Source organism: Stenotrophomonas maltophilia group sp. vghtpe118 (assembly GCF_052605195.1).
The window spans coordinates 650,582-675,891 of the sequence record NZ_CP199672.1; the positions used below are offsets into that span (position 1 = coordinate 650,582).

Annotated in this window: 14 protein-coding genes; 1 reads left to right on the forward strand and 13 read right to left on the reverse strand. The window is 67.3% G+C overall.

What is annotated here, in order from left to right:
- Positions 1-4: 4 nt before the first annotated feature.
- From ACUDTM_RS03115 to ACUDTM_RS03135, 5 genes are read right to left on the reverse strand one after another with little or no spacing between them, the layout of a single operon-like run.
- Entirely contained in the window at positions 5-1,489 is a 1,485-nt protein-coding gene (locus tag ACUDTM_RS03115) for an MFS transporter (protein WP_065186401.1), read from the reverse strand.
- A gap of 59 nt (positions 1,490-1,548) precedes the next feature.
- Positions 1,549-4,242, reverse strand: coding sequence for a glycoside hydrolase family 3 protein (locus ACUDTM_RS03120; protein WP_088497158.1), 2,694 nt, complete (start codon positions 4,240-4,242; stop codon positions 1,549-1,551).
- Positions 4,239-5,933, reverse strand: a complete 1,695-nt coding sequence (locus ACUDTM_RS03125; protein WP_072167076.1) for a glycoside hydrolase family 43 protein — start codon at positions 5,931-5,933, stop codon at positions 4,239-4,241. Before ACUDTM_RS03125 ends, ACUDTM_RS03120 begins: the two co-directional genes overlap by 4 nt.
- A 53-nt stretch (positions 5,934-5,986) precedes the next feature.
- Entirely contained in the window at positions 5,987-7,975 is a 1,989-nt protein-coding gene (locus ACUDTM_RS03130) for a sialate O-acetylesterase (protein WP_445391135.1), read from the reverse strand.
- Positions 7,972-10,146, reverse strand: a complete 2,175-nt coding sequence (locus ACUDTM_RS03135; protein ID WP_445391136.1) for an alpha-glucuronidase family glycosyl hydrolase — start codon at positions 10,144-10,146, stop codon at positions 7,972-7,974. The genes ACUDTM_RS03130 and ACUDTM_RS03135 overlap by 4 nt, the downstream gene beginning before the upstream one ends.
- A 92-nt stretch (positions 10,147-10,238) precedes the next feature.
- Between ACUDTM_RS03135 and ACUDTM_RS03140 the strand changes: the two genes are divergently transcribed.
- The gene (locus ACUDTM_RS03140; RefSeq protein ID WP_353762575.1) at positions 10,239-11,297 is read left to right on the forward strand and encodes a LacI family DNA-binding transcriptional regulator; all 1,059 of its coding nucleotides are present in this window, start codon (positions 10,239-10,241) and stop codon (positions 11,295-11,297) included.
- A gap of 8 nt (positions 11,298-11,305) precedes the next feature.
- Here the strand turns inward: ACUDTM_RS03140 and ACUDTM_RS03145 are convergent, their stop codons facing one another.
- The 8 genes from ACUDTM_RS03145 to ACUDTM_RS03180 form a co-directional block, all read right to left on the reverse strand.
- Complete coding sequence (locus tag ACUDTM_RS03145) at positions 11,306-13,864, reverse strand: glycoside hydrolase family 3 protein (protein WP_445391137.1); 2,559 nt, start codon at positions 13,862-13,864, stop codon at positions 11,306-11,308.
- Positions 13,861-15,270, reverse strand: coding sequence for a sugar porter family MFS transporter (locus tag ACUDTM_RS03150; RefSeq protein WP_445391138.1), 1,410 nt, complete (start codon positions 15,268-15,270; stop codon positions 13,861-13,863). Before ACUDTM_RS03150 ends, ACUDTM_RS03145 begins: the two co-directional genes overlap by 4 nt.
- A 31-nt stretch (positions 15,271-15,301) precedes the next feature.
- Positions 15,302-16,636, reverse strand: coding sequence for a xylose isomerase (xylA, locus tag ACUDTM_RS03155; protein WP_072167081.1), 1,335 nt, complete (start codon positions 16,634-16,636; stop codon positions 15,302-15,304).
- A 43-nt stretch (positions 16,637-16,679) separates the two neighbouring features.
- Positions 16,680-18,173 (reverse strand): xylulokinase, encoded by a 1,494-nt coding sequence (gene xylB, locus ACUDTM_RS03160; protein ID WP_445391139.1) that lies wholly within the window; start codon positions 18,171-18,173, stop codon positions 16,680-16,682.
- Positions 18,174-18,336: 163 nt separating this feature from the next.
- The gene (locus ACUDTM_RS03165) at positions 18,337-19,869 is read right to left on the reverse strand and encodes a tryptophan halogenase family protein (RefSeq protein WP_445391140.1); all 1,533 of its coding nucleotides are present in this window, start codon (positions 19,867-19,869) and stop codon (positions 18,337-18,339) included.
- A gap of 11 nt (positions 19,870-19,880) precedes the next feature.
- The gene (locus ACUDTM_RS03170) at positions 19,881-20,903 is read right to left on the reverse strand and encodes a cupin-like domain-containing protein (protein WP_188240996.1); all 1,023 of its coding nucleotides are present in this window, start codon (positions 20,901-20,903) and stop codon (positions 19,881-19,883) included.
- Between the two features lie 3 nt (positions 20,904-20,906).
- Positions 20,907-21,665, reverse strand: coding sequence for a SapC family protein (locus ACUDTM_RS03175; RefSeq protein WP_095377571.1), 759 nt, complete (start codon positions 21,663-21,665; stop codon positions 20,907-20,909).
- A gap of 125 nt (positions 21,666-21,790) precedes the next feature.
- The gene (locus tag ACUDTM_RS03180; RefSeq protein WP_312249936.1) at positions 21,791-24,919 is read right to left on the reverse strand and encodes a TonB-dependent receptor; all 3,129 of its coding nucleotides are present in this window, start codon (positions 24,917-24,919) and stop codon (positions 21,791-21,793) included.
- Positions 24,920-25,310 lie beyond the last annotated feature (391 nt).

Consider the following 25,310-nt stretch of genomic DNA (forward strand, 5'->3'; position numbering starts at 1 on the left):
GGCGTTACGCGGAGGCGTCGGCGGAACGGCGACGCAGGTGGAGATCCTGCTCGATGCGGGTTTCCGCGCGCTTGTCGATCCGGTAGAAGAACAGCAGCGCCACGGCGAGCAGGAAAGGAAGGGAGCAGTAGACGCTTACGGTCAGGCGGATGCCCTGCACCACGGCCTCAGGCTGCTGCACCAGGCCTGCCTGGTAGCCGTAGTGGGCAAGGATCGCGGCGACCAGTGCGCCGCCCACGCTGAGGCCGATCTTCAGGCCGCACAGCATCGCCGAGAAGATGATCGCAGTGGCCCGGCGATGGTTCTTCCACTCGGAGTAGTCCGCGACGTCCGCGATCATCGCCCACAGCAGCGGGATGGTGATGCCATAGCAGAAGCCATGCAGCATGAAGGCTGCGAACGCCACCGCCACCGCCGTGGGTGGGAACAGGTAGAAGGCCAGCAGGAACAGGGTCGAGACAAACAGGGCGCCACCGAAGACATCGCGCTTGCCGAAGCGATCCGCCAGCCGCCGTGATGCACCAATACCCAGGATCATGCAGAGGATGCCGCACGCGTTGAACAGGCTGAACGCCGAGGTGGCCGCGTCCTTCGGCCAGGTGAACGCCGCGAAGCCGGCGCTGGCCAGGGCGCCATTCAATGCACGGATCAGGCCGTTGAAGCCTGAGTTTTCCAGGAAACCGGCCAGCGCCGCTTCGCTCATGTAGTACTGGAAGTAATAGATGTAGGTGCCGCCTTTCAACGCCAGGTTGATGAACACCAGCACGGTCAGGGCCAGCATCACCTGCCACGGGCGGTTGTGCAGCAGGTCCGACAGGTCCTGCACAATGCCGCCGGTCTGCTCGCGCGTCGGCACGATGCGTTCGCGGGTGGTGGCGAAGGTGATCAGGAAGAACACTGTTCCGATCAGTGCGAAGGCGGTCATGACCTGTTCGAAGCCGCGCACCCGGTCGCCGTCACCCAGAATCAGCACCAGCGGCATCAGCAGCACCTGGATGATGAACTGCGCGATCATCACGGCCACGAAGCGGTACGCCGAAAGGCTGTTGCGCTGGGCCATGCTGCCGGTCAGCACGCCGCTCAGCGCCGAGTACGGCAGGTTGTTCGCGGCGTAAACGCAGACCAGCAGCGCGTAGGTGCCCAGTGCATAGATCACCTTTCCGCGCTCGCCCAGGTCCGGGGTGCTGAACGCCAGCAGGGACAGTACGCCAAAGGGGATGGCCGTCCACAGGATCCACGGGCGGAAGCGGCCCCAACGGGTGGACGTTCGGTCAGCCGCAATGCCGATCAACGGCGTGAACACGAACGCTCCCAGCAGGCCGACCACAAAGATGATCGTGGCCGCGGTCGCAGCTGGCAGGCGGTAGACGTCGGTGTAGAAGAATGCCAGGTAGGTGATCAGGGTCTGGAAGATCAGGTTGGCGGCGAGATCGCCCAGGCTGTAGCCGAGCTTCTCGCGTACCGATAGCGCGTGTTCAGTGCTTGCCATGCAGCGGACGTCCTGGAAAAGGAATCTGGTCGAAGGGGAACCGATGCCAACGAGGGCGATCAGTCATGCGCGGGCACCACGCTGAACCTGCCCTGCGCACGTATATCGGCACTGGACGCCCCTACCCTGACCTCGTAGGCACCGGGCTGCACCGCGTACGCCGCACGCGCTTGGTCATAGTGGCGCAGGGCCTGCGCCGCCTGCAGGGTGAACGTCACCGTGCGGCGTTCGCCCGGGGCCAGCTGGACGCGCTGGAAGCCACGCAGTTCCTGCACGGCATCGCCGCTGCCGGCGTGTTCGCGCCGCACGTACAGCTGTACCACTTCATCACCGCTGCGTGTGCCCGCATTGGTCACATCCACCGTCACGCCCAGGCGGCCATCGGCGCCGATGGTGTCCGCATCGAGGCGGAGCGCTCCATAATCGAAGCGCGTGTACGAGAGTCCGTGACCGAACGGATACAGCGGCGTGCCGCGGAAGTAGCGGTAGGTGCGGCCCTCCATGGCGTAGTCGTCGAATGCCGGCATCACTTCGCCGGCCTTGTAGAACGTGACCGGCAAGCGACCCGCCGGATTGACGTCGCCGAACAGCGCCTGGCCGACGGCGGTGCCGCCGCGCTGCCCGGGGTACCAGCTCATCAGGATCGCCGGCAGATGCGCCTGCGCCCAGTCCACGGCGATGGCTGAGCCGCCGGTGAGTACCATCACCACCGGCTTGCCGGTAGCGTGCAGGGCCTCCAGCAGGGTGCGCTGCGGCGCGGGCAAGCGCAGGTCGGTACGGTCGCCACCGGCAAAACCCGGATAGTTGACCGTCATCTCCTCGCCTTCGACATCGCCGGTGAGTCCACCAACGAACACCACCACATCGGCCTCGCGTGCGGCATCGAGCGCTTCATCGAACGGCGCCTTGGCACCGGGCATGCGCCACCCCAGGCGCACGCCGGCATCGCGCTGGTCGTCGTAGTACTCCAGCTTCAGGTCATAGGCACGCCCCGCCTGCAGGTCGAGTTCGACACCCTCGGCATGCAGGCGATCCGTGTTCACCCAGTGATCGATCACACGCTTGCCGTCCAGGTACAGGCGGTAGCCATCATCGCCGGCCACCTCCAGCCGGTAACGACCGGACACGGGGGGCAGCAGTTGGCCGCTCCAGCGGATGCTGAAGCGGTCGTTGGGAATCCCCTGCCCCGGTGCCGCTTCGCCGCGTGCCAGCAGGTTGTCGGTCGGCGAGCCGCGGTCCCAGCGGAAGCCGATCTGCGCGTCGGTCCGCACCAGGGCCGGAGTGCCAGACAGGTCGGGCGTGCGGAAGTACTCGCCGCGCAGGCCGCGCTCGGGCGAATCCGCCGAGGGCCGCAGGAAGGTCGGCTCGATCAACGGCGTGGCACCGGGATCGTCGCGCCCTTCCACCAGGTCCACGCCACGCGCATACCGCACCTCAGCGCCCTTGGCCGCCTCGCGTATGCCCTGCAGGATCGTGACCGGCGCGGCCGGTGTGCCGAAGTAGTTGCCGAGCAGCGCCATGGTGTCGTCGGCGGTGGGTCCAACCACGGCAATGCGCCTGGTGTCGCGCGACAGCGGCAGGATGCCATCGTTCTTCAGCAGCACCAGCGATGCCTGCGCGGCCTTGAGCGCGAGCGCATCATGGGCCGGCGCCTGGTTCACCGAGGCCGGAATGCGCGCCCAGCGCACCCGCTCCGGCGGATCGAACATGCCCAGGCGCATCCGTGCGGTGAACAGGCGGGTTACCGCATCGTCGATCTCCGCTTCGCTGATCAGCCCCTGGCGCACTGCCGCAGGCAGCGTTGCGTACTCCTGGCCGCATTCCAGCTCGGTGCCGTTCCTGACCGCCAGCGCCGCGGCGGCTTCGCGCGTGCCGACGATATGGTGGTGCTTCCAGATATCGACGATGGCCCAGCAGTCCGAGACCACGTAGCCCTTGAAACCCCAGTCGCGTCGCAGCACATCACGCAGCAGGAAACGGCTGGCACTGGCGGACTCGCCGTACACGCGGTTGTAGGCGCCCATGACCGCATCCACTTCGCCCTCCTTCACCAGCGCCTCGAACGCCGGCAGGTAGGTGTCATACAGGTCCCGCCGGCTGGGCCTCGCATCGAAGTGATGGCGGTCGGCCTCCGGTCCGCTGTGCACGGCCAGGTGCTTGGCGGTGGCGTCCAGCTTGCGGTAGACGGGGTCGTCGCCCTGCAGGCCGCGTACGAAGGCCACGCCCATGCGCGCGGTGAGGTAGGGATCCTCGCCGTAGGTCTCCTGTCCGCGACCCCAGCGCGGGTCGCGGAAGATGTTGACGTTCGGCGACCAGAAGGTCAGGCCCTGGTAACGGCCATGCGCGCCTTCTCGGAGGAACTGGTGGTGCTTTGCGCGGGCCTCGTCGCTGATGGTCGTGGCCACCTGCCCCATTAACGGTACATCAAAGGTCGCGGCCAGGCCGATTGCCTGCGGAAACACCGTGGCCTGCCCCGCCCGTGCGACGCCATGCAACCCCTCATTCCACCAGTCGTAGGCGGGCACTCCCAGCCGTTCGATTGCCGGTGCAGCATTCTGCATCTGCGCGGCCTTCTCTTCGAGGGTCATCTGCGCGACGAGTGCGGCGGCCCGTTGCTCGAAGCTTGCCGAGGCATCCAGCCAGGGCCGTGGCGCGGCCGCGGACGCCGCGGCCGCCACGCAGGTGAGGACGAACAGGGTAGCCCGGCCACGCCATGTGCGGCGGCGGGTCCTGGACGAAATCGACAGTCTCATTTGCTTCTCCCGGTGCGCTCGTCGCGCGCGAAGGGACCCAGCAGTGCGCCCACGAAGCCGCCTGCCCGGTCCGTACTCAGAACGGTGCCGTCCACGTCGCCTGCGAGCAGTTGCCAGCCCTGCCCGTCGCCGGTGTCGAACGAGAACGCGTAGGCGCCCTCGTTGCCGGCAATCTTCAGGCGCAGTGCTGCAGACGCCGGCACGTCATGGCTGGCCAGCGTCCGCGTGCTGCCCCCCCCGTCACACGCTTCGAGAAAGAGCGAGAGGCGACCCCCGCCAAGGTCACGAACGCCGAGGAAGTACCAGTACGCCTCGCTCTGGAACGCCGCCAGACCGGCGGCGACACCGGGGGCTGGCGGGGTCATCGCGGTGCTCGCCTCGAAACGCAGGTGCTGCTGGCGCCGGCCGAGAAATGCCGGATTGCGCAACGTGTCCAGATCCTCGGCAAGCGGGTGCACGGCCAGCATCCCGGGGCGCTTGTGCAGGTCAGCCCAGGCATGCCTGGGCACGCGCACGCGCAGCCACTGGCGATCGAGCGCTGGGCCATCAAAATTGTCGCGCGCCACGAAATTGCCGGTCGACGGGGCCTGCGATGCCTCGCCCTGCATCCATGACGGCGCCTTGGCCACGTAGGGAATGGCCTGGTCGGTCGGCAGGATCTGCGGCCAGCCATCCTGCCATCGCACCGGCAACAGGTAGGTCTCGCGCCCGGTGTTGTAGTGGCGCTTCTGATAGTTGCGGCTGGCCAGGAACACCGCCCACCACGAGCCATCCGGGCCTTCGACCAGGTCGGCGTGGCCGGCATTGGTGATCGGCAGCGGACGGTCGTCCGGCAGCTCGCGCTGGGTCAGGATCGGATTGCCCGCATAGGGAACGTAGGGTCCCCACACCGCGCGGCTGCGCAGCACCACCTGCGAATGCTGCGGCCCGGTACCCCCTTCAGCGTCGGACAGGTAATACCAGCCCTCCCGCTTGTAGATGTGCGGTCCCTCGATCCAGATCGGATTCTTCGCCGGCTCCACGCCTCCATCAACCAGCACCCGGCGTGGCCCAACCGGCTTGAACGCCGGCAGATCGATCTGCTGCATCCAGATGGCGCGGTGCCCGTCGTAGCGCGGCGGACCGGGCGGTGCATCGTTGTTGATCAGGTACACCTTGCCGTCGTCGTCGAAAAACAGTGATGGATCGATGCCATCGATGCCGGGCAGCCAGTGCGGATCGGACCACGGCCCGGCCGGGTCGCGCGCCGTGGCAATGAAGTTGCCACCGCTGTCGGTGGCGGTGGTCACCACGTAGAAGACCCCGTCGTGGTACTCGATGGTGGGGGCAAAGATGCCGCGCGACACGCTCAGCCCGTCGAAATCCAGCTGCGTGGGGCGGTCAATCACGTTGCCGATCTGCTTCCAGTGCACCAGGTCAGCACTCTCGAACACCGGAATGCCGGGGAAGTAGGTGAAGCTGGAATTGACCAGATAGAACCGGCCGTTCGCGCGCACGATGCTGGGATCGGCATGGAAGCCGGCCAGTACCGGATTGCGGTAGTGCCCGGCCGGCAGCGGCACTTCAAACGCCTGGTCATTGCCGCGGTACTCGAACCAGTCGAAGTACACCGGCGGAGCGTCCGGCGGCGCGCTGGCCCGGGCGGCTGCGGCCGACAGCAGGAACACTGCCGCCAGCAGCCGGCGCGCCATGGATCTCAGGCCAGCCCTGTCGCGGGCCACAGGGGACTTCGTGGACAACGTCATCATCGTCGGGCCTCGGCTTCGGCAATGGGAAGTTCGAACGGGCCGGCCGGCGCCCCGCTGCGATCGCGCAGCGTGCACACCGGGCCATCGGCCCAGCAGTAGCGGACATGCGTTGCGCGCGTCGACAGAGGGCCTCGCAGCAGGATCCGGCGCGCATCCAGTTCGGCTTCGGCGTACTCGCAGTGGTGCGCATGGCCCCTGGCCTCGCACAGTTCAAAGCCGATCGGACGCAGTGCGCCGGTCGCGGTGAGCGCGCCTTCGACATCCTCGAACGCAATGGCGACGGCCGTGGGCGTCCGCACGGCGGTGACCGCCCGCGGACCTGACGGTGCCAGATCCTGCTCGCCGTACACCACCTGGCGGGCCACGCGCGCCAGGCGGCGCCCGAGCTCCTGCTTGTTCGGTGGGTGGATGTCGTAGGCATCGCCGATGTCGATGGCGATGGCGAGCCCGCTCTGCGCATCCTCGGCGGCGACGCGCCGCTGCGACTCGCGCACCTGCGCCCAACCGCTGTCGGCGGGCGCAACCGGCGGCTGGCCATAGCTGGCCAGCTGCGCGAACAGCAGTGGCGTGCGCTCACCGAACTGACGCCGCCAATCGTCGCGCAGCGCACGCAACCGCGCCGCGTACGCCGCGCCATCACCGGTGTTCGATTCACCCTGGTACCACAGCATGCCGCGCAGCCCGAAAGCGCCGAGCGGTGCGATCATTCCGTTGTACAGCGTCGACAGCCCGGTGGCGGCCTGCCAGGGGGCAAATGGCGGCGCCTGTTGGCCCGGCGCGACCCGGTACTTCCACGGACCCTGCAGTGCCACCCGCTCACCGTTGTCGAACTGCAGGCCGTATGCCGTGGCGGGGCCGGCCAGGCCGCCTTCGCCGTAGGTGTCCAGCACGTTGACCGCAATGCTGTTGGATCCTGCCTTCAGCAGGCCACGTGGCAACGGGTAGCGCCTCTTGCCGGCGCCGTACTGGCTGCCGACGGCGACCCCGTTCACCCAGGTCACGTCCACCTCGTCGGCCGATGCCAGCTCCAGGGTCGCGCCGCGTGCAGCCTGTTCAGCGCTCAGCATCACCTGCGTGCGATACCAGACCATGCCGTTGTAGTCGGCAAGCGCGGGCTCGTTCCAACGCTCCCATGCGCCCAGTGTGGCCGGTGCGCGCGGCCATCCTCGGTCATCGGCATCCGCGCGCCATGGGGCGTCGCCGGGCGGCGTGCCCTCGCGTGTGGCCCACCAGTGCTGCCAGTAGCGGCCCCAGGCTGCGCGTGCCTCCAGCGGATCACGCGCAGACCGCGCGAGGATATCGAGGGGCTCGTCCAGGCCACCCTGCTCTCGCAGTGCACCCACGCTGGTCCAGGCCTCGATCCGAGAGCCGCCCCACGCCGCCTCGATCAGCCCCATCGGCACGTCGACGGTGCGCTGCAGTTCGCGCGCGAAGTAGAAGCAGGTGGCGGAGAAATCGCGCACCGTATCAGGCGTTGCCGATGTCCAGGCAGTGCTGCCGTTGAAGCTCTCCTGTGCCTGCACGGCGGCGTGCTGCGGCACGGTGAACAGCCGGATCCGTGGCATCGTGGCTGCGGCGATCTCGCTGGCTGCGTTGAGCGAGCGCCACACCGGCAGCTCCATGTTCGACTGGCCCGAGCACAGCCACACGTCGCCGACCAGCACGTCGCGCGCCATCTCCCGACGTGTCCCAGCGTTTACCTCCAGCGTGTACGGACCGCCCGCGGCCACCGGGGGCAGCGTCGCCTGCCAGCCGCCTGCGGCGTCCGCCCGGCTGCTCACCGCCTGCCCGGCAAACGTCACGGAAACCGGCTGCCCGGGGCCTGCGTGCCCCCAGACCACAATGGGCCGGTCACGCTGCAGGACGGCGTGATCGCTGAACTGCGGATGCAGCAATCCCGCTACTTCCCGCGCCGCGGCCGGCATCGCCACCACTACCGCAGCCATCATCAACAGCGCGCACCCGACCGCTCCGAACCTGCTCATCGGCCATCCCCCGGTGCGAACGGAAACTGCAACGCCTGGTAGTACGACAACGGATGCGGCGGCGGCCGCTCGCCGGCGGGCAGCGGCCGGCCACTGAGCGACTGGAAGTACGCCACGCTGGCGTCACGCCACCATTGCGCTTCGTCGTGCTGGATCTGCAGGAACGCCGCGACGTGCCGATGCCGCTGCGGATCGATCCGGTCGCGCAGGCCGGCCCAGGTCGCCTGCATCGACTGCACCTGGCGCACGCCGCGCGAATAGCGCCCGACCAGTTCCTCCCAGAGCGTCCTGCCCGAGCGCATGCGGCGGTCCCACGGCACATGATGGAACCACAGCAGCAGCGACTCGGGCACCCGCTCGGGGTCGCCATAGACCTCGGCGACCTGCGGGGCGTACTGGCCCACGGCGTTGCTTCCGCTGGCGCTGCGGTCAAAGCCGATGCCCTTGCTATCTGCGCGGTGGTAGTGGACCGACGTCCAGTCCGCACGCGGGCCGCCGTCCACCCAGGGGCCGGGGCCGTAGTGATGGCCGCGTGCCATGAGGTGATGCAGGCCCAGCGGCGTCATGTAATCCACTGCCGCCTCGCGCGAGTCCATCATCATCCGCACGATCGGGCCGGTGGCCTGCGGGTCGGGCGAGAAGGTCAGCGCTGCCCAGTCTTCGGCAATCGCGCGCGCGGATTGCTGCGGGTTCCAGGCCAGTCGGCCGAAGGCGTACCAGTTGGCCTGGTCGAAGTGCGAGCCACTCCAGGTACGGTCCATGCCGATGTTGGCGACGCCGGCGATACCGGTCAGTGCGTGGCCCTCCAGCGAACCATCGACCACGCGGGCAACCGTGGAGCCTTCGCCACGGGCATGCGTGTCGGCCTGCAGCACTTCCTCGTAGAGCGTTCCCAGGTAGACCAGGTGCGTCGCAAAACCCAGGTATTCCTTGGTGATCTGCAGTTCCATCATCAGCGGCGTGCGTGGCATCGCGCCGAACAGCGGATGGAACGGCTCGCGCGGCTGGAAGTCGATGGGGCCGTTCTTCACCTGCACGATCACGTTGGGCCGGAAGGCGCCGTCCAGCCCGACAAACTCGCTGTACGCCTGCTTGGCGCGATCTTCGGGGACCTCGTGCGAATACACGAAGGCCCGCCACATCACCACGCCGTTGTAGGGCGCCAGCGCGTCGGCCAGCAGGTTGGCGCCGTCGGCATGGGAACGACCGTAATCCTGCGGGCCGGGTTGCCCCTCCGAGTTCGCCTTGACCAGGAAGCCGCCGAAATCCGGTATGTGCGCATGGATCTCATCGACCTTGTCGCGCCACCAGCGCCGCACGCCGGGATCCAACGGGTCAGCTGTCGCCAGGCCGCCGAGCTCGATGGGCGCACTGAAGCGTGCGCTCAGGTAGACCCGGATGCCATAGGGGCGGAACAGGTCGGCCAGCGCGGCGGCCTTGGCCAGATAGGCCGGCGACAGGCTCAACGCACTGGCGTTGACGTTGTTGAGGACGGTGCCGTTGATGCCGAGCGAAGCGTTGGCACGGGCGTAGTCGGTGTAGCGCGGGTCACGCCATTGCGGCAACGTCTGCCAGTCCCACAGCGAGCTGCCCGCATAGCCACGCTCGACGTGGCGGTCCAGGTTGTCCCAATGGTCGAGCACACGCAGTGCGACCCGCGGCGACTCCCGCACGTCCAGCCCCTGCAGCGGCATGCCACGCTGCAACAGGCGCAGCAGGTGGAACGTGCCATACAGCACGCCGACATCCCGGCGTGCCGCCACCAGCAGCACATCGCGCCCCTCGGTCCGGACCTGCCGGATCAGGAAGCCCTCGTCGCCCAACGTCCCGATCTCGTTGCCGAACGCGGCAACCAGCGCCGAAGACTGCGGCGTACCCAGCACCAGGGCATGGCCAGTACTGATTGCCGTTCGTATTGGCGGCGCCGCTCCGAGCAATCCAGGGAGGCTGCGCGCAAGCTCGTCTCGGGTGGCGCGCTGCATCGGCGTGCGATCCGGGGCCACCACTTCGGCCAGTTGCCGCCGGTAATCGGCAGCAACCGTTGCGGCAACCGGCTGGTAGCGCATCCACAGCCCGTAGCCATCCTCCGCCCGTCCCCCGCCAGCACAGGCCAGCAGTGCGAGCACGGCGCACAGGCGCGTGCCGACAGTACGCAACAACGGCGTTAACATGCGCCTTTGTAGACTACGTCCGGGCCCGGGGCGGCGCATCATCGTCCTTCGCACCCGCGCGGCAGCGCCACCAAGAACAAAGGGATCGTGCATTGGACAAGCCGAAGAAATCGGTTCGCCGCAGAACCGCAGGCGTGACGATCGACGAGGTTGCGGCCCTTGCCGGCGTTTCGCCGATGACCGTGTCGCGGGTGATCAACCAGGGCAAGGTGCGTGATGTCACCCGCGAGCGCGTGCTGCGCGCTGTGCGCGAGCTGGGCTATACGCCCAATCTTGCCGCCAGTTCGCTGGCCGCCGCACAGCACACGCGCATTGCGCTGATCTACACCAACCCCAGCGGCGCCTACCTGCGCGAACTGCTGGTGGGCCTGCTGCGCGTCGCCTCCAGTTCCGCCATCCAGCTGGTCATCGACTACTGGGACAACCTGGATGCCGAATCCGAACGCAGGGCGGCGCGCGCGCTCGCCGGACGCGTCGACGGGGTGATCCTGCCGCCGCCCCTGTGCGAATCGCAGGCCGCCGTAAGCGAACTGGTCAAGGCTGGCATTCCGGTGGTGGCCATCGCATCGGGGCGCCTGAGCGAGGCCCTGTCCTGCGTCCGCATCGACGATTTCAGTGCGGGCAGGGAAATGACCGATCACCTGCTCCGGCAGGGACACACCCGCATCGGTTTCATCCGTGGGCGCGATGACCTGAGCGCAAGTGCGCTCCGCTACGACGGCTTCGTCACCGCCCTGCGCGAGGCCGGGCTGGCGGTGGAGCCTGGCCTGGTCCAGCACGGTGACTACACCTACCGGTCCGGCCTGGCTGCCGCCGAAAAGCTGTTGTCCCAACGCCGCCCACCGACCGCGATCTTCGCCAGCAACGACGACATGGGCGCTGCCGCCATATCCGTCGCGCATCGGCGCGGGCTGGAAGTGCCGCGCGACCTGTCGGTCGTGGGATTCGATGACACCTCGGCCGCCACTACCGTGTGGCCGGAACTGACCACGATCCACCAGCCCATCGCCTCGATGGCCAACGCGGCCGTCGACATCCTGCTGCGCACCATCCGCCGTCCGGCAGGGGACGCAACGGTGCTGCGCGATCATGTGATGCCGCATCGGCTGATCGCACGCGGTTCGGTCGCCGCGCCGCCCCGTGCGCGGTAGCGCAGGCCTCATGCTCCGCATCCGAGGGTGACCTCGGCTTCGTTCAGTGCGCCCAGCGCGACGCGTGACACGGAAATCGTCATCGCATCGCCCGTCGCCACCGACCACGGTCGGTCGATCGCGTCCAGCTTGGCGCCCGCCTTGGCCAGGCACTTCAGCGGCACGCCGACACGCTTCCACTGGCCCTGTGGAAGCGCCGCCAGCGCCGGCCCGATGGCGATGCGCGCCGAGCAGCCCACGCCGCAACCGACCGACAGCCACGCCTCACCCTTCGGGGCTGCGTCCACCCGCAGCGTGGTCAGCAGCATCAGGTCGCCGTTGGATTCGCGCTGCAGGTCCAGCGTCGTGTGCGACTGCAGTGCCGCGACGGCTTCGCCATTGCCCGACCAGGCCAGGCGTCGTCCATCCTCCTGCGCCAGATGATCCACGCCGGTGATCTTCAGCCGATCATCGGGCAATGCGTCCGGCACGCGGGTCACGGTCAGGCCCTGGCCAGCAGCATCCTCGAGCCGCAGCGCCATGCCAGGGCCTGCGTCACCGCGCGCAAAGAACACGCCGGTCGCGCCCTCGTTGCCGGTCACGCCCGATGCCTCCGGCAGCGCGGCCAGGTCGCCGTTGTCGGCGTAGGTCAGGCCGAAGCCGAACGCAAACAATGGATCGTAGTCCTTTTGGCCCACGTTGTTGGCGTACTGGGTGGCAGTGCGCGGCCAGCTGAAACTGAGCTTGCCCTTGAAATCGTACTGCACGCGGCCATCGCTTCCGCGCAGCAGCACATCGGCAATCCCGGCGCCTTCCGAACCCGGCAGCCACGCAGCCACGAAGGCATCGGCGGCATTGATTTCCCGGTTCACCCAGAGCGGCCGCCCGCTCAGGAAGACCGCGACAACCGGTATGCCATCGGCCTTGAGCCTCTTGAGCAGCGCCAGGTCCGTTTCGTTGCCGGGCTTGTAGGCCAGCGTCGGCCGGTCTCCCTGGAACTCGGCATAGGGGTCCTCGCCAAACACCACCACCGCCACGTTGGGCTTCACTGCATAGCGACCATCGGCGGCAAGCACGGCTTCACCCCCTGCCGCCCTGGCCTGGCGCGCGATGCCCTCGTAGATCGTGTCCGCATTGGGGAAGTCCTTGCGGGTGGTGCCGGTGCCCTGCCAGTTGAGCGTCCAGCCGCCGGCCTGCTTGCCGACATCGTCGGCACCGTCGCCGGCCACGAGGATCCGCTGCTTCGGCGACAGCGGCAGGAGGCCGTTCTGGTTCTTCAGCAGGACCAGCGATTCGCGCACGGCCTGCCGGGCAACCGCGCGATGTGCCGGCGCGCCGATCAGTGCGAACTGCCCGCCGACGGCCCGCGTGGATGGCCTGCCGGCCTCGAACAGCCCAAGGCGGAACTTGACCCGCAGGATCCGGCGCACCGCATCGTCCAGGCGTTGCGGCGTGATCCGCCCATCCTTCACCGCAGCCAGCGTCGTCTCGTAGAAACCCTTCCAGCTGTCCGAGGCCATCGCCATGTCCAGGCCCGCGTTGATCGTGGCCGGGCAGTCTGTAGTGGTGCAACCCTTGACCTGTCCATGACCATTCCAGTCACCCACCACGAAGCCACCGAAGTTCATGCGGCCCTTGAGTACATCGGTAAGGTAGTGCCGGTGCCCATGCATCTTTTCACCGTTGACGCTGTTGAACGACGCCATCGCGGTCTGCGCGCCGGCGGCGATTGCCGGCGGATATCCGGCGGCGTGGATGCGCACCAGATCTGACTCGCTGATGCGGGTGTCGCCCTGGTCCTTGCCGTCAGTGGTGCCACCGTCGCCGAGGAAATGCTTCACCGAGGCGATCACATGGCGGCCATCGAGGAACTCCGGGGTTCCCACCCTGCCCTGCAGCCCCTCCACCATGGCGGCGGCATAGCTGGCCACCACGCCCGGCGATTCGGAGTAGCCTTCGTAGGTGCGTCCCCAGCGATCATCCTGGGGTACGGCAACAGTCGGCGCGAACGTCCACTCCATGCCGGTAACGCGGGTCTCCAGCGCGGTGATGCCACCGATCTGCCGCAGCAGCTCCGGATTGCGCGTGGCGCCCAGCCCGATGTTGTGCGGGAACAACGTGGCGCCAATGATGTTGCTCTGCCCGTGCACGGCATCGATGCCGAACAGCAGCGGAATGGGCTTGCCGCCTTTCGACGTGTCCATCGAGGCGTCGTAGAAGGCGTCGGCCAGCGCCAGCCATTCGGCCGGCGAGGCGTCATAGCGGCCACCGGGATCGGAATTGCCACCGGCCAGGATCGAGCCAAGCCGGTAGCGGCGCACATCGTCGGGGGTGACGCTGGCGATGTCACCCTGCACCAGCTGGCCGACCTTTTCCTCCACCGTCATGCCGGCCATCAGGTCGGTGATGCGCTTCTCCAGCGCCGGGTCCGCAGCCAGGGGCCAGATGACCTCCGGCCAGGGATCCTTGTCGGTGGCTGCGGCGGCGGCAGCCCGGTCCTGGCCGCGGCAGCCGAGCAATCCCAGCATCAGTGCGGCGACCAGCGCGCCGCTGCGGATGACGATGGCCTGCGATGTCATGGTGCTCATCCTTCCATCTGCTCCAGTTCCTTGCCCTTGGTCTCGTGCACATGCCGGACGACGAAGATCACCGAGATCACGGCAGCCACCAGGTAGATGCCGTAGGTGGCCGCCAGCCCTGCCGCGACCAGCAGCATCGGGAACGTCACCGTGACCACGAAGTTGGAGGTCCACTGCGCCGCGCCGGCGACTGCCAGTGCCGAACCGCGGATCTGGTTCGGGAACATCTCGCCCAGCATCACCCACATCACCGGTCCCCAGGACAGATTGAAGAACACGACATAGGCATTGGCCGCCACCAGTGCCAGCGTGCCCATGCGGCCGGGCAGCTGCAGATGCCCGTCGGCCAGCGAACCGCTGGCAAACGCCACCACCACCAGTGCAAGCGACAGCGACATCCCGGCCGAGCCGAACCACAGCAGGGGCTTGCGGCCGATCCGGTCGATCAGCAGCACGGTGACCACGCAGGCACCGATGCTCAGTGCGCCGGACAGCACGTTGATCAGCAGCGCGTCGTTCTCGGAAAAGCCGACTGCCTGCCACAGCACCGCGCCGTAATAGAACACCACGTTGATGCCGACCAGCTGCTGGAAGCAGGCCAGCCCGACGCCGACCCACACGATCGGGCGGATCCGCCCGGTCGCCCGGCTCTTCAGATCGGACAGGCGCGGGCGATGATGGTCGTTGGACAGCGAGGCATCGATCTCCTCGAGCGTGGCCCTGGCCTTGTCGCTGCCCAGCAGCCGGGTCAGCACCCGCAGGGCGTCTTCCTTGCGCCGTTTCACCACCAGGTAGCGCGGGCTCTCCGGAATGGTCAGCAACAGCAGCAGGAACACCAGTGATGGCGCGGCCTGCATCCAGAACATCCAGCGCCAGGCGGCCTGCCCGCCCCACAGCGGCTCGGTCGACGCGCCCGCTGCGGCCGCCAGCAGGTAGTTGGACAGGAACGCGGCGGTGAGGCCGGTGATGATCGCGATCTGCTGCACCGTAGCCAGGCGTCCGCGGTAACGGGCCGGAGCGACCTCGGCAATGTAGGCGGGCGAGATCACGCTGGCCGCGCCGACCGCGAATCCGCCCACCACCCGCGCCGCAATGAACCAGCCCGACGAGAGCGCCGCCCCGGCACCGAGCGCCGACAGCAGGAACATCACTGCCGAAAGGATCAGTACGTTGCGACGGCCGAGCCGGTCGGCCAGCCGTCCAGCAGTGAACGCGCCCACCGCACAGCCCAGCAGCATCGACGCGATCTCGAACCCCTGCATCCATTCGCCGGACCGGAACGCCTGGTGCAGGCCATCCTGGGTGCCGTTGATCACACCGCTGTCGAAGCCGAACAGAAAACCGCCAATCGTCGCCACCACGCTGATCAGTACGATCAGCCGCGTGTTCTCACCGCTGCCTGCTGCCTGGTTCATCCCCATCCCCTTGAGTGCGCCGTTGCCGCGCTCAGCGCAGCAGGTACTGGTTGAGCAGGTTTTCGTAACGCTCCTGCTTGCCGCTGGCCTGGCGCGGTTCGCCGAGGCGGGCGGCCAGTGCCGCCAGGTCCGGCAGGCTGAGCGTGCCACGCTCGAAATCCTGGCCGGCGCCGGAATCGAAGCTGGCGTAGCGCTGCGCACGCCATTGCTCCCACGGCGACTCGGTCAGCAGTGCATGGGCAACCTCCAGCCCGCGTGCGAACGCATCCATGCCGCCGATATGGGCAATGAACAGATCCTCCAGGTCGGTCGACTCACGGCGCACCTTCGCATCGAAGTTCAACCCGCCCTCCAGCCCGCCCTGGCGCAGCACGACCAGCATTGCGCCCACGGTGTCGTACAGATCGCTGGGGAACTGGTCGGTGTCCCAGCCGTTCTGGGCGTTGCCGCGATTGGCATCGATGCTGCCGAGCAGGCCATGATCGGACGCGACCTGCAGGTCGTGCTCGAAGGTATGGCCGGACAACGTGGCGTGGTTGGCCTCGATGTTGAGCTTGAAGTCCTTGTCCAGCCCGTGTTCCTTCAGGAAGCCCACCACCGTGGCACTGTCGAAGTCGTACTGGTGCTTCATCGGCTCCATCGGCTTGGGCTCGATCAGGAAGTTGCCCTTCAGCCCGATGCTGCGGCCATAGTCGCGTGCCATGGTCAGGAAGCGCGCGAAATGCTCGATCTCCCGCTTCATCTGGGTATTGGCCAGCGACGCATAGCCTTCGCGCCCGCCCCAGAACACATAGTGCTCGCCACCGAGTTCGACCGTGGCCTCCAGGGCGGCCTTGACCTGCACGGCTGCACGCGCGACCACCGCGAAGTCGGGATTGGTCGATGCGCCGTTCATGTAGCGCGGGTGCGAGAACAGGTTGGCCGTGCCCCACAGCAGCTTGACGCCAGTGGCCTCCTGGCGTGCCTTGGCCAGGCCCACCATATGCGAGAGGTTCTTCTGGTACTGGCCGATGTCGTCGGCATCCGGCGCCAGGTCGATATCGTGGAAGCACCAGTACGGCACGCCCAGCTTGGTGAAGAACTCGAACGCCGCGTCCACCTTGGCTTCTGCCGTGGCCAGTGGCGAGGCGGCCTCCCACGGGAACTGCCGGGTGCCCGGGCCGAACGGATCGTGCCCGGCATTGCAGAAGGTGTGCCAGTAGCACACGGCGAAGCGCAGATGCTCCTGCATGGTCTTGCCACCGATGACCCGGCTGGCATCGTAGACCTTGAAGGCAAGCGGATTGTCCGAGCCCTTGCCCTCGAACGGAATGCGGCCGACGCCGGGGAAGTACTCCTTGGCGCCGATGAAGGGCTGCGTGCTCATGGTGCGTGCTCCTGTCGTTGTACGGGGTGTCGTGGAGGAGCCATCAACCGCGCTGCAGCGGCGTGATGGCATCGAGATGACTGAGGAAGCGTGCGTAGGCCCGTGCATAGGCATCGCTGCGATCCGGATCCGGTCGTGCGGACAGCGCGGGATCGACGGTGACGTGCCGTGCGGTGATGTCGCTGATCGAAGTGGCGTTGCCCTGCGATCGGGCGAGCGCCCACAGCGCCTGCAGCGCCGCTCCAAACGCCGCACCCTCGGCCTGCACCGGGACCTCCACCGGCAGGCCGAATACATCGGCCACCAGCTGACGCCAGGCAGCGCTGTTGCTGCCGCCGCCGGTGAGCACGATGCGATCGAACTGCATGCCCGCGCGGACGAAGGCGTCGTAGCCGTACTTCAGGCTGTAGGTCGCGCCCTCCATGGCGGCGCGGTACACATGCGCCGGGGTGAAATTGGCGATGTCCAGGCCAGCCAGCACGCCCTTGCCGAGCGGCAGGTCAGGGGTACGTTCGCCATTGAGGAACGGCAGCATCACCAGGCCCCCTGCCCCCGGCGGCGTTGCGCGAAGATGCGCGTCGCCGTCGCGGGTGCTGAAACCGAAGGCGCTGGCCACGCGTTCGGTGGCCACGGTGCAGTTCATGGTGCAGATCAGCGGCAGCCAGCCCCCCGTGGACGAGCAGAACGCCGCCCACGCGCCATCCGGATCGATCACCGGCGAGCCGGAATACGCAAACAGCGTTCCGGAGGTTCCCAGGCTCATCGCCAGCCGCCCTTCCGTGACGCAGCCGGTGCCGATCGCCGCCATCATGTTGTCGCCGCCACCAACGGCCACCTTCACCGCCGCTGCAAGCCCGAGCGCGGCCGCAGCCTCCGGCGCGATATCGAACAGGGCATTGGGCGCAGCGACCGGCGGCAGGCAGGCAGCAAGATCACGATCAGGATCGGTGGCGCGCAGCAATTCCTGCGACCAGGTGCGCGTGCGCACGTCCAGCCAGCCGGTGCCGGACGCATCGCCAAGCTCGCAGAACCGCTGCCCGGTCAGCACGAAATTCAGGTAGTCGTGTGGCAGCAGGATGGTCGCCAGCCGCGCATAGGCGTCGGCACGGTGGGTGCGGGTCCAGGGCAGCTTGGACGCTGTGTAGCCGGCCAGGATCGGGTTGCCCGCCAGCGTTATGGTTCGTTGGAACCCGCCCACGGCGTCCATGATCTGGATGCATTCGGCCGAGGTGCTGGTGTCGCACCACAGCTTGGCCGGTGCCAGCACCTCGCCAGCATCGTCAACTGGCACGAATCCATGCTGCTGGCCCGATACCGCCAGCGCAACGATGCGTGCGCGCAGCGAGGGATCGATCCGGGCAAAGCAGTCGCGCAGGGCCGACACCCAGTCGGCCGGCGCCTGTTCACGGCTGCCATCGGCACCGCTGTCCAGCGCGAGCGGCGCGCTGGCCGAGGCCACCACCGCCTGCTTCGGCGGGTCATAGACCAGCACCTTCAGGCTCTGCGTCCCTGCATCGATCCCTGCAACCAGACCCATCGAAACCGCCTCCGATCAAAAAAGGTAGCGCTAACATTCCGTGGACTCAAAAAGGGGGCGTGGTGTCCGGCCCCCTCGTTGCCACCGCGCGCGTCATCGCCCGCGGTGTTGCCGCACTGTAACCAGCCGCAGCGGAAAAAGCGTGCTGCAACGCAAAACCCTGCTACGCGCTTGCTTCCGTCGAACGCCACACGTCCACGCCGGACCTGCAGTACTGCGCGATGAACTCCGCCTGCGCCGGCATCTGCGCGGCGGCCTGCTGCACAGGCCGTTGGATGCCCTTCAACAAGGTGCGCAGATCGACATCACTCACGGCCCGCGCCAGCGGGTGCGCAGGACCGGGCGCGATGCCCTGCCCGAGCAGCACGCTGGTCCAGGATTCGACGCGGAACAGCTCGCCGGGGTCCTGCCACGCATGCGCACGCTCGCGCCACGCCTGCAGCCGATGCTGCAGCGACTCGGGCACGCGCATCTCGCGACAGGCCTTCCACATCGGTTCGCTGCGCTGCGTGGCGTGGTAGTGCAGGATGATGAAGTCGCGCACATGCTCCATTTCCTGGCGGCTGACATCGTTGTACAGCTGCACCAGCGACGCACTGATGCCGTCGAACGGGAACAGCTGGATCAGCCTCACCACTGCGCTGATCGTCAGATGGATGCTGGTCGACTCCAGCGGTTCGATGAAGCCGCTGGCCAGCCCGAGCGACACCACGTTCCTGTTCCAGGCCTTCAGCCGGCGTCCACTGCGGAACGGCACCTTCCATGGATCGCGCAAGGGTGGAGCCCCGGCATCGCGCAGCAGTTTCGCGGCGGCCTCGTCATCGGACAGATGGCGGCTGTCATACACCAGCCCGCAGCCAACGCGGTGCTGCAGCGCGATGTGCCAGCGCCACCCCGCCTCGTGGGCGATCGCCCGGGTATAGGGCACCGGCGGCGCCACCGCTTCGGTCTGCACCGCCACGGCCCGGTCGCACGGCAGCCATTCGTGCCAGTCCTCGTAGCCGGTGCACAGTGCCTGCTCGATCAGCAGGCCGCGGAAGCCGGTGCAGTCGATGAACAGATCGCCCTCGATCACCTGGCCGTCGTCCAGCACCAGCGCCTGCACCGAACCGTCGTGCGCGTGCTGCCTGACCTGGGCGATCCGGCCTTCGATCCGGCGCAGGCCGTGGGCCTCGGCCCTGCCGCGCAGGAACCGCGCATACAGACCGGCATCGAAGTGATACGCATAGCTGGCCTGCGGCTGGGTGTGCAGCGAAAAGCGGTCGCCACGCGAGGCGATGCTCTCCAGGCAGAAGTCGCCCAGGTCCGAGGGCATGCCGCGGCGCAGGCTGTCCAGCCAGAAGTGATGGAAGGGGGCCGCCCAGGTGCCATGGCCGATGGTGCCGAACGGATGGAAGAAGCGATCGCCCGGCAGGCGCCAGTTCTCGAACGAGATCGACAGCTTGAAGGTGCCGGCCACCGCGCGCAGGAACTCCTGCTCGTCGATCTGCAGGAAGCGGTGGAAGGTGCGGATCGGCGGCACAGTGGACTCACCGACACCGACCGTGCCGATCTGCTCGGACTCGACCAGCGTGATCTGCAGCTGGTCACGGAACTGGTGCGCAAGCGCGCAGCCGGCCAGCCAACCCGCCGTACCGCCACCGGCAATGACCACCTTGCGGATGCGCCCTGAAGGCGTGCTCTGGGTATCCAACATGGTGCCCTCTCTCAACGGTTGAGCCTGCCCAGCAGCATCGCGCGCATGCGGCGGGCGCGCTGCTCGTCGAACGGTGCCAGATCCCCGCGCGCGGCGTCAGGCAGGTGCTGCCCCGCGCGCTCGCCAGGGCCGAATGCGTAGTAGCGGAAGAGCCCTTCCCAGGCCTGCTTTTCGCGCGCCGGCAGATCACGCACGGCCCACATCGCGTGGTGCAGCGCCGCCAGCGCGGATCCCAGCCAAGTCGGCGAGCTTCGCCACCAGTAGTTCACCAGCACGTTGAACGGTTCCAGGCTGCGTACATGGTGCCACCACATGCTGGGGATGAAGATCGCATCGCCGGGCCCAAGCACCGCGCGGCGCGCGTGCGCCAGCGCCTCGCGGAAACGTGGATGCCGATCGAAGTCGGGCTGTTCGAAGTCCACCACGCTGACCACCTGTCCCCCCGGCGTGGGATCGAGCGGGCCCGGATACAGATTGTCGATCTGGTCGGGCGGGAACAGGGTGAACTCGCGCTGCCCCACCGCGCAGCAGGCGAGGTTGTCGGGTGTGTCGAAATGGCACGAGGCCGTCACCCGGTTGCCGATCCAGATGCTGGCGGTGGCGTCGATGCCCTGCTTGGCCAGACCGGCGTCGTTGGCCTGCGCGAATGCCGGTAGCAGTGCCCGCGCGATCGGCAGCGAGGCCACGTAGTAGGTTGGCGGTTGCGGTGCATGCAGCGTCATGGCGATCTCTTCCAGCACCTGGGCCAGCCCACCGCGCCGTACTTCGAAGTTCAACCGGGTGAAGTCCGCGCTGTAGAACGGGCGCCCCCCGATCTCGGCGCCGCCGAACGAGTACTGGATGGGCGCACCCGCATCGACGCTGCACAGGTACGCCATTGCGTCCTGCACCCCGCCCAGCCCGGCCTGGACCAGTGGCCAATCGGTGGCGATGCCGCGCAGTACGACCGGGTCACCGGCCTCCACCAGGGCCGCCAGTGGCAAGGCGGCAGGATCGATGCCTTCCAGGATCCGCATCGGCAGGCTGGCGTGCACCGGTCAGTTCCTGGCCGCCTGCGCGGTGCCGTGCTGGACGCGGAGACGGCGCTGCTTCTCGGCGATCAGGCGGCGCATGTTATGCAGAGAGGCAAGCATCAGGTATGCACCTTCCAGGTAACCGGCGCGGTTCAACGCAGCCAGGCGCGAACTGTCCAGCGCCGCCAGGCGCTCGCGGTCGATGCCGTGCAATCCGCTCACGCTCACCCGGTGGTGCGCCGCGATCTGCACGTCGAGCGTGACCGGCTGGATGAGGCCACAGTCGTCGAGCATCGTGAACATCCCGGCCGCGAAGGCACTGCCCTCGTGGATGCCGCGCAGCACGCTGGCGATGTGGTCCAGGTAAGGGGTGTTGCCGCCCTGCGGCAGGAACACCGGCTCGCCGCCCCCGTCGGTGACGCGCGGATGGTCCAGGTCCACGTGCATCACCGCATCCTGGGTGAGCAGGCCATCCACGTAGTGCTCCTGGAAGCCGATCAGGAACGGCCCTTTGGCCGCCGCGCCAGGCAGGTAGGAAGCATTCCAGCGCCCGTCCTGCAGGAACAGGTTCTCGTGTTGCTCGAAACCCAGCAGGGCCACGGACTGCCACGCTTCCGTCCCGGTTTCCCTGCGCAGGAAGATCGGATACTCACGCTGCAGTTCTGCGAACTCGCTGGGATAGGCCGGCACCATGCCCACGGCATCGCCGAACTGCGGCCCGAATCCGGTGGCGACCTTCAGGTCCCGATGCGCGATGTTGTTGAGCATTTCGTAGCGGGCCATCAGGGTATCCAGTGCGGGGTGGCTGGCCGGCAGCGTAGCGCAGGCGCGACAGCTGCGGCGACACCGTCCCGGCACGGCACCGCTGACGGGCAGCGGTGCCGTGCCGGACGCATCGGCAGCCAGGCTCAGAACTTGTAGCGGACGCCCAGCATGTAGCGCGGGCTCTGGTCAGCCAGCTTGACGATCATCTGCGACGTGCGCGAGCGCCACCGCACATCCTCGCCGGTCAGGTTGATCGCCTCCAGGCTGAAGGACCAGTGGTCATCCAGCGCGTAGTTGACGCTGAGATCCCACTGCTCGTACGGCTCCACATAGTAGGGGTTGCGGCTGGAGCCCTGGTTGGCCAGGATCAGGTACTGGTCGCGCCAGTTCCATGCCAGGCGCACCGACCACCCGTACTTCTCGTACATCAGCATGGCGTTGGCGGTGTCGCTCAGGCCGGTGAGCGAGAACTGGTCGATGCCCGGATCGCCGCCATTGTTGTAGCCGACATCACCTTTGACCACGGTGTAGTTGGCCAGCACGCCGAAGCCGGTGTCACCGAAGAAGTACTGGCCGCCCAGCTCCCAGCCATGCAGCTTGGATTTGTTCTGGTTGATCGGGCGATTGACGTTGAACTGGTACAGCGGATCGTTGGGCTGCCCATACAGATCGTAGGCCGCTTCGGTGGCCAGCACCTGCGCATCAGTGCCGTTGTAGGCGCCGAGGCCGGCAGGATTGTTTCGCAGCAATGCCAGCGCGGTGAACAGCGAGGTGTCGTTGGCCGAGCAGGCAGCGGCATTGGCCGGCCCGACCTGGGCGACGCAGGCGCCGCTGGTCAGGAAGTCCAACGCCGCCCGCGCATCCGGCCCGGAGGTCGGGTCGGTGAGGCCGTACAGGCTTTCCTGGACGACGGTGTTGCCGATGAAGTTGCTGACCGACTTGTTCCAGTAGGTCAATGACACATAGCTGGCATCGGCGAAGTACCACTCCAGCCCCAGGTCGAGGTTGTCCGATTCCAGCGGCTTCAGGCTCGGGTTCTGCGAATTGCCGCTGGCGCGCGACGAGGGATCGATCAGCACCGAGCCGAACGGCTGCTGGGCCCCGGGTCCCGCATAGAGATTGCCGTACGGCGCGCGGGCGATGCTCTTGCCGAACGAAACGCGGCCCTTCAGTTCCTCGGTGAGGTCGATGCTGAAATCAAGGTTGGGCAGGATGTAGCTGTAGCGCGCCTTCTCTGTGAAGGGCTGCTGCTCATCGGACAGCACGATGCGGAAATCGTTGTTGGCCTGCCACTCGATGGACTCGGGGACGGCAATGACCGAGGTCGACACCACGTCAGTGGTTTCATAGCGCACGCCCAGGCGGGTGTTGGTGCGCATGCCACCCAGCTCCCCGTCCAGCTCCACCTGGAAGTACGCCGCCTTGGTCTTTTCTTCGACGAAGTTGTCGGCCGCGCGTTGCGGGTTCACACCCAGGCCGACGCCGTACTCGCGCGATGCCCATTGCGCGAGCTGCCCGGCATTGCCGCGCCAGGCGGGCCAGCTGTTGGCACTGTAGTCGTCGAACAGGCCGACGATGCTGACCGGCTGCAGCAGGTCCATCAGGCCTGCGGCGGTATCCCGGTCCACGTTGGCCACGCCCCAGTCGCCCAGGGTCGAGTAGGCCTCGGCGGCCTGGATGCGGTGGGTGGTGGACTTGTTGGTGTCCACGCCGAACTGGAAGCGCCCGTGGTCGAAGTTCCATTCGCCATCGACGCGCGCCTGCTTGATCTCGCTGATCTGGGTCTGCGCGTTGACGCGCAGCACCTGCGTGCCAACCTCGCCTTCCTGGAAGCCCGGATTGACCACGCCATTGGTCCCGGCGAGCGCATCGGCGGTGCTGGGATACCAGACCTGGGTGCCAACCGGCAGGCCATTGTTGAAGTTCAGCTCCTGCACCCAGGAGCCACCGCAATGCGGGCCACGGGTACAGTTGTTGGTGCCGGCGATGCTCATGAAGATCGAACCACCGCCGGTGAGCGGATCATTCGGGCGGCTCTCGTTCTTCGAGTTGTGCGCATCGAAGCTGAGCTTGAAGCGGTCGCTGACATTCCAGACGGCGTTGAAGCCCAGCGAACCCAGCTTGTACTCCTGCATGCTGCGCTGCTGCTCCAGGCCGAAATCCTTGGTGCCGGCGATTTCACGGATGTAGACCGGCGTCGCGACGGCGCCACTGGTGTCGAACTCGACGTTGGTGTAGTTGCTGTTCTGCAACCACATGCCCTGCTCGCCACGATTCTCGGTGATCTCGTTGGTCGAGTAGGTGTAATCCACGGTCAGAGTCAGGCTGTCCGTCGGTGCGAACTGCAGCACGGCCTGGCCGTTGACGCGTTCGCGCTCGAATTCGGAGAACGCGTAGCGCAGGTCGTTGGGCCGCGCGTAAAGCTGGCCGACGGCCGGAGCATTGACCACGGTCGGGTTGCCCGGCATCGACCCTGTCCACGGCTGCACGTTCCAGTAGTTCTCCGTGGCCTGCACCGAGCCACCCTTGCGCTTCTGCTGGCTCGCGCTGAGGCTGACGCCAAAGGTCTTTTCCGGATTGCTGTAACTGAAGATGCCCGACAGCTCCGGTGTCAGGTCATTGTCAAACGGCTGGCTCTGGTCGGACACCAGCTTCGCCCCGGCGCTGGCCACGATGCCGGCGTGATCGAGCGGGCGCGAGGTCAGGATGTTGATCGTCGCACCGATGCCACCGCTGGGCACCTGCGCCTGGCTGGTCTTGTAGACCTCGATACCATTGATGGCCTCGGCGGCCAGCTGCGCGAAATTGAAGGCGCGGGTGCCGCCGTCGACACCGCCGATGGCGACCTGTCCAGAGGCACCGAATGCATCGGCACCCGGCATCTGCCGACCGTTGAGCGTGACCATGTTGAACTGGGGGCCGAAGCCACGCGCGGTCACCTGCGCACCCTCGCCGTCACGGCGCTCGATGGAGATGCCGGTGATGCGCTGCAACGACTCGGCAAGATTGGTATCGGGGAACTTGCCGATGTCCTCGGCACTGATCGCGTCGACCACGCCCGCCGAGTCGCGCTTGATGTCCATGGCCTGGCTCAGGCTGTTGCGTATGCCCGTGACCTGCACTGCATCAAGCTGGGTGGGTTGCGACTGGCTCTGCGGCTGCGGCCCGGTCGCCGGTGCGGCGTCCTGCGCAAAGGCGGGATTGATGACCAGGGCACCACCCACGAAGGTGAACATGGCCCGGGACCGGAACTTCGCCAACGCGCGGCTCATGAACCGGACCTCGGGCCCGGGGTGCCACGGAAACTGCAGGTGCTCATGAAAGTCCCCTCTGACATACGATCGAATGGATGTACCGCCCCCTCCCAGGGGCACGCACGGGCGTGGCCCGCATTCCAAACCGAACAGCACGGGTGCTCGGGCACGCCGCGACTTACACTTGCTTTTCAAGCCTGCCAGGACAAACACGCGGCAAAGAAGGCAGCCTCCCGGACCCTGGATCCCCGTCCGACTGGTAGCGCTACCATCTCGTTGCAGCGGAGAGTAATCACCGAGGTTCGCCGTTGTCACCATGCAGCGCAGCAAAACCGGCAGCGCGCCAATGACTCGGCCGTTGCTGCATCCGGTCACGCTCACCCGACGTAGGAAAGATGCCCGCACTTGC

What these genes read in the sequence shown, in the direction of transcription:
- ACUDTM_RS03135 (WP_445391136.1), bottom strand. Translation starts at nt 10,146, where the DNA reads ATGTTAACGCCGTTGTTGCGTACTGTCGGCACGCGCCTGTGCGCCGTG.
- ACUDTM_RS03175 (WP_095377571.1), bottom strand. Translation starts at nt 21,665, where the DNA reads ATGGCCCGCTACGAAATGCTCAACAACATCGCGCATCGGGACCTGAAG.
- ACUDTM_RS03125 (WP_072167076.1), bottom strand. Translation starts at nt 5,933, where the DNA reads ATGGCGCGCCGGCTGCTGGCGGCAGTGTTCCTGCTGTCGGCCGCAGCC.
- ACUDTM_RS03145 (WP_445391137.1), bottom strand. Translation starts at nt 13,864, where the DNA reads ATGAGCACCATGACATCGCAGGCCATCGTCATCCGCAGCGGCGCGCTG.
- ACUDTM_RS03120 (WP_088497158.1), bottom strand. Translation starts at nt 4,242, where the DNA reads ATGAGACTGTCGATTTCGTCCAGGACCCGCCGCCGCACATGGCGTGGC.
- ACUDTM_RS03180 (WP_312249936.1), bottom strand. Translation starts at nt 24,919, where the DNA reads ATGAGCCGCGCGTTGGCGAAGTTCCGGTCCCGGGCCATGTTCACCTTC.
- ACUDTM_RS03130 (WP_445391135.1), bottom strand. Translation starts at nt 7,975, where the DNA reads ATGAGCAGGTTCGGAGCGGTCGGGTGCGCGCTGTTGATGATGGCTGCG.
- ACUDTM_RS03165 (WP_445391140.1), bottom strand. Translation starts at nt 19,869, where the DNA reads ATGTTGGATACCCAGAGCACGCCTTCAGGGCGCATCCGCAAGGTGGTC.
- xylB (WP_445391139.1), bottom strand. Translation starts at nt 18,173, where the DNA reads ATGGGTCTGGTTGCAGGGATCGATGCAGGGACGCAGAGCCTGAAGGTG.
- ACUDTM_RS03150 (WP_445391138.1), bottom strand. Translation starts at nt 15,270, where the DNA reads ATGAACCAGGCAGCAGGCAGCGGTGAGAACACGCGGCTGATCGTACTG.
- ACUDTM_RS03115 (WP_065186401.1), bottom strand. Translation starts at nt 1,489, where the DNA reads ATGGCAAGCACTGAACACGCGCTATCGGTACGCGAGAAGCTCGGCTAC.
- xylA (WP_072167081.1), bottom strand. Translation starts at nt 16,636, where the DNA reads ATGAGCACGCAGCCCTTCATCGGCGCCAAGGAGTACTTCCCCGGCGTC.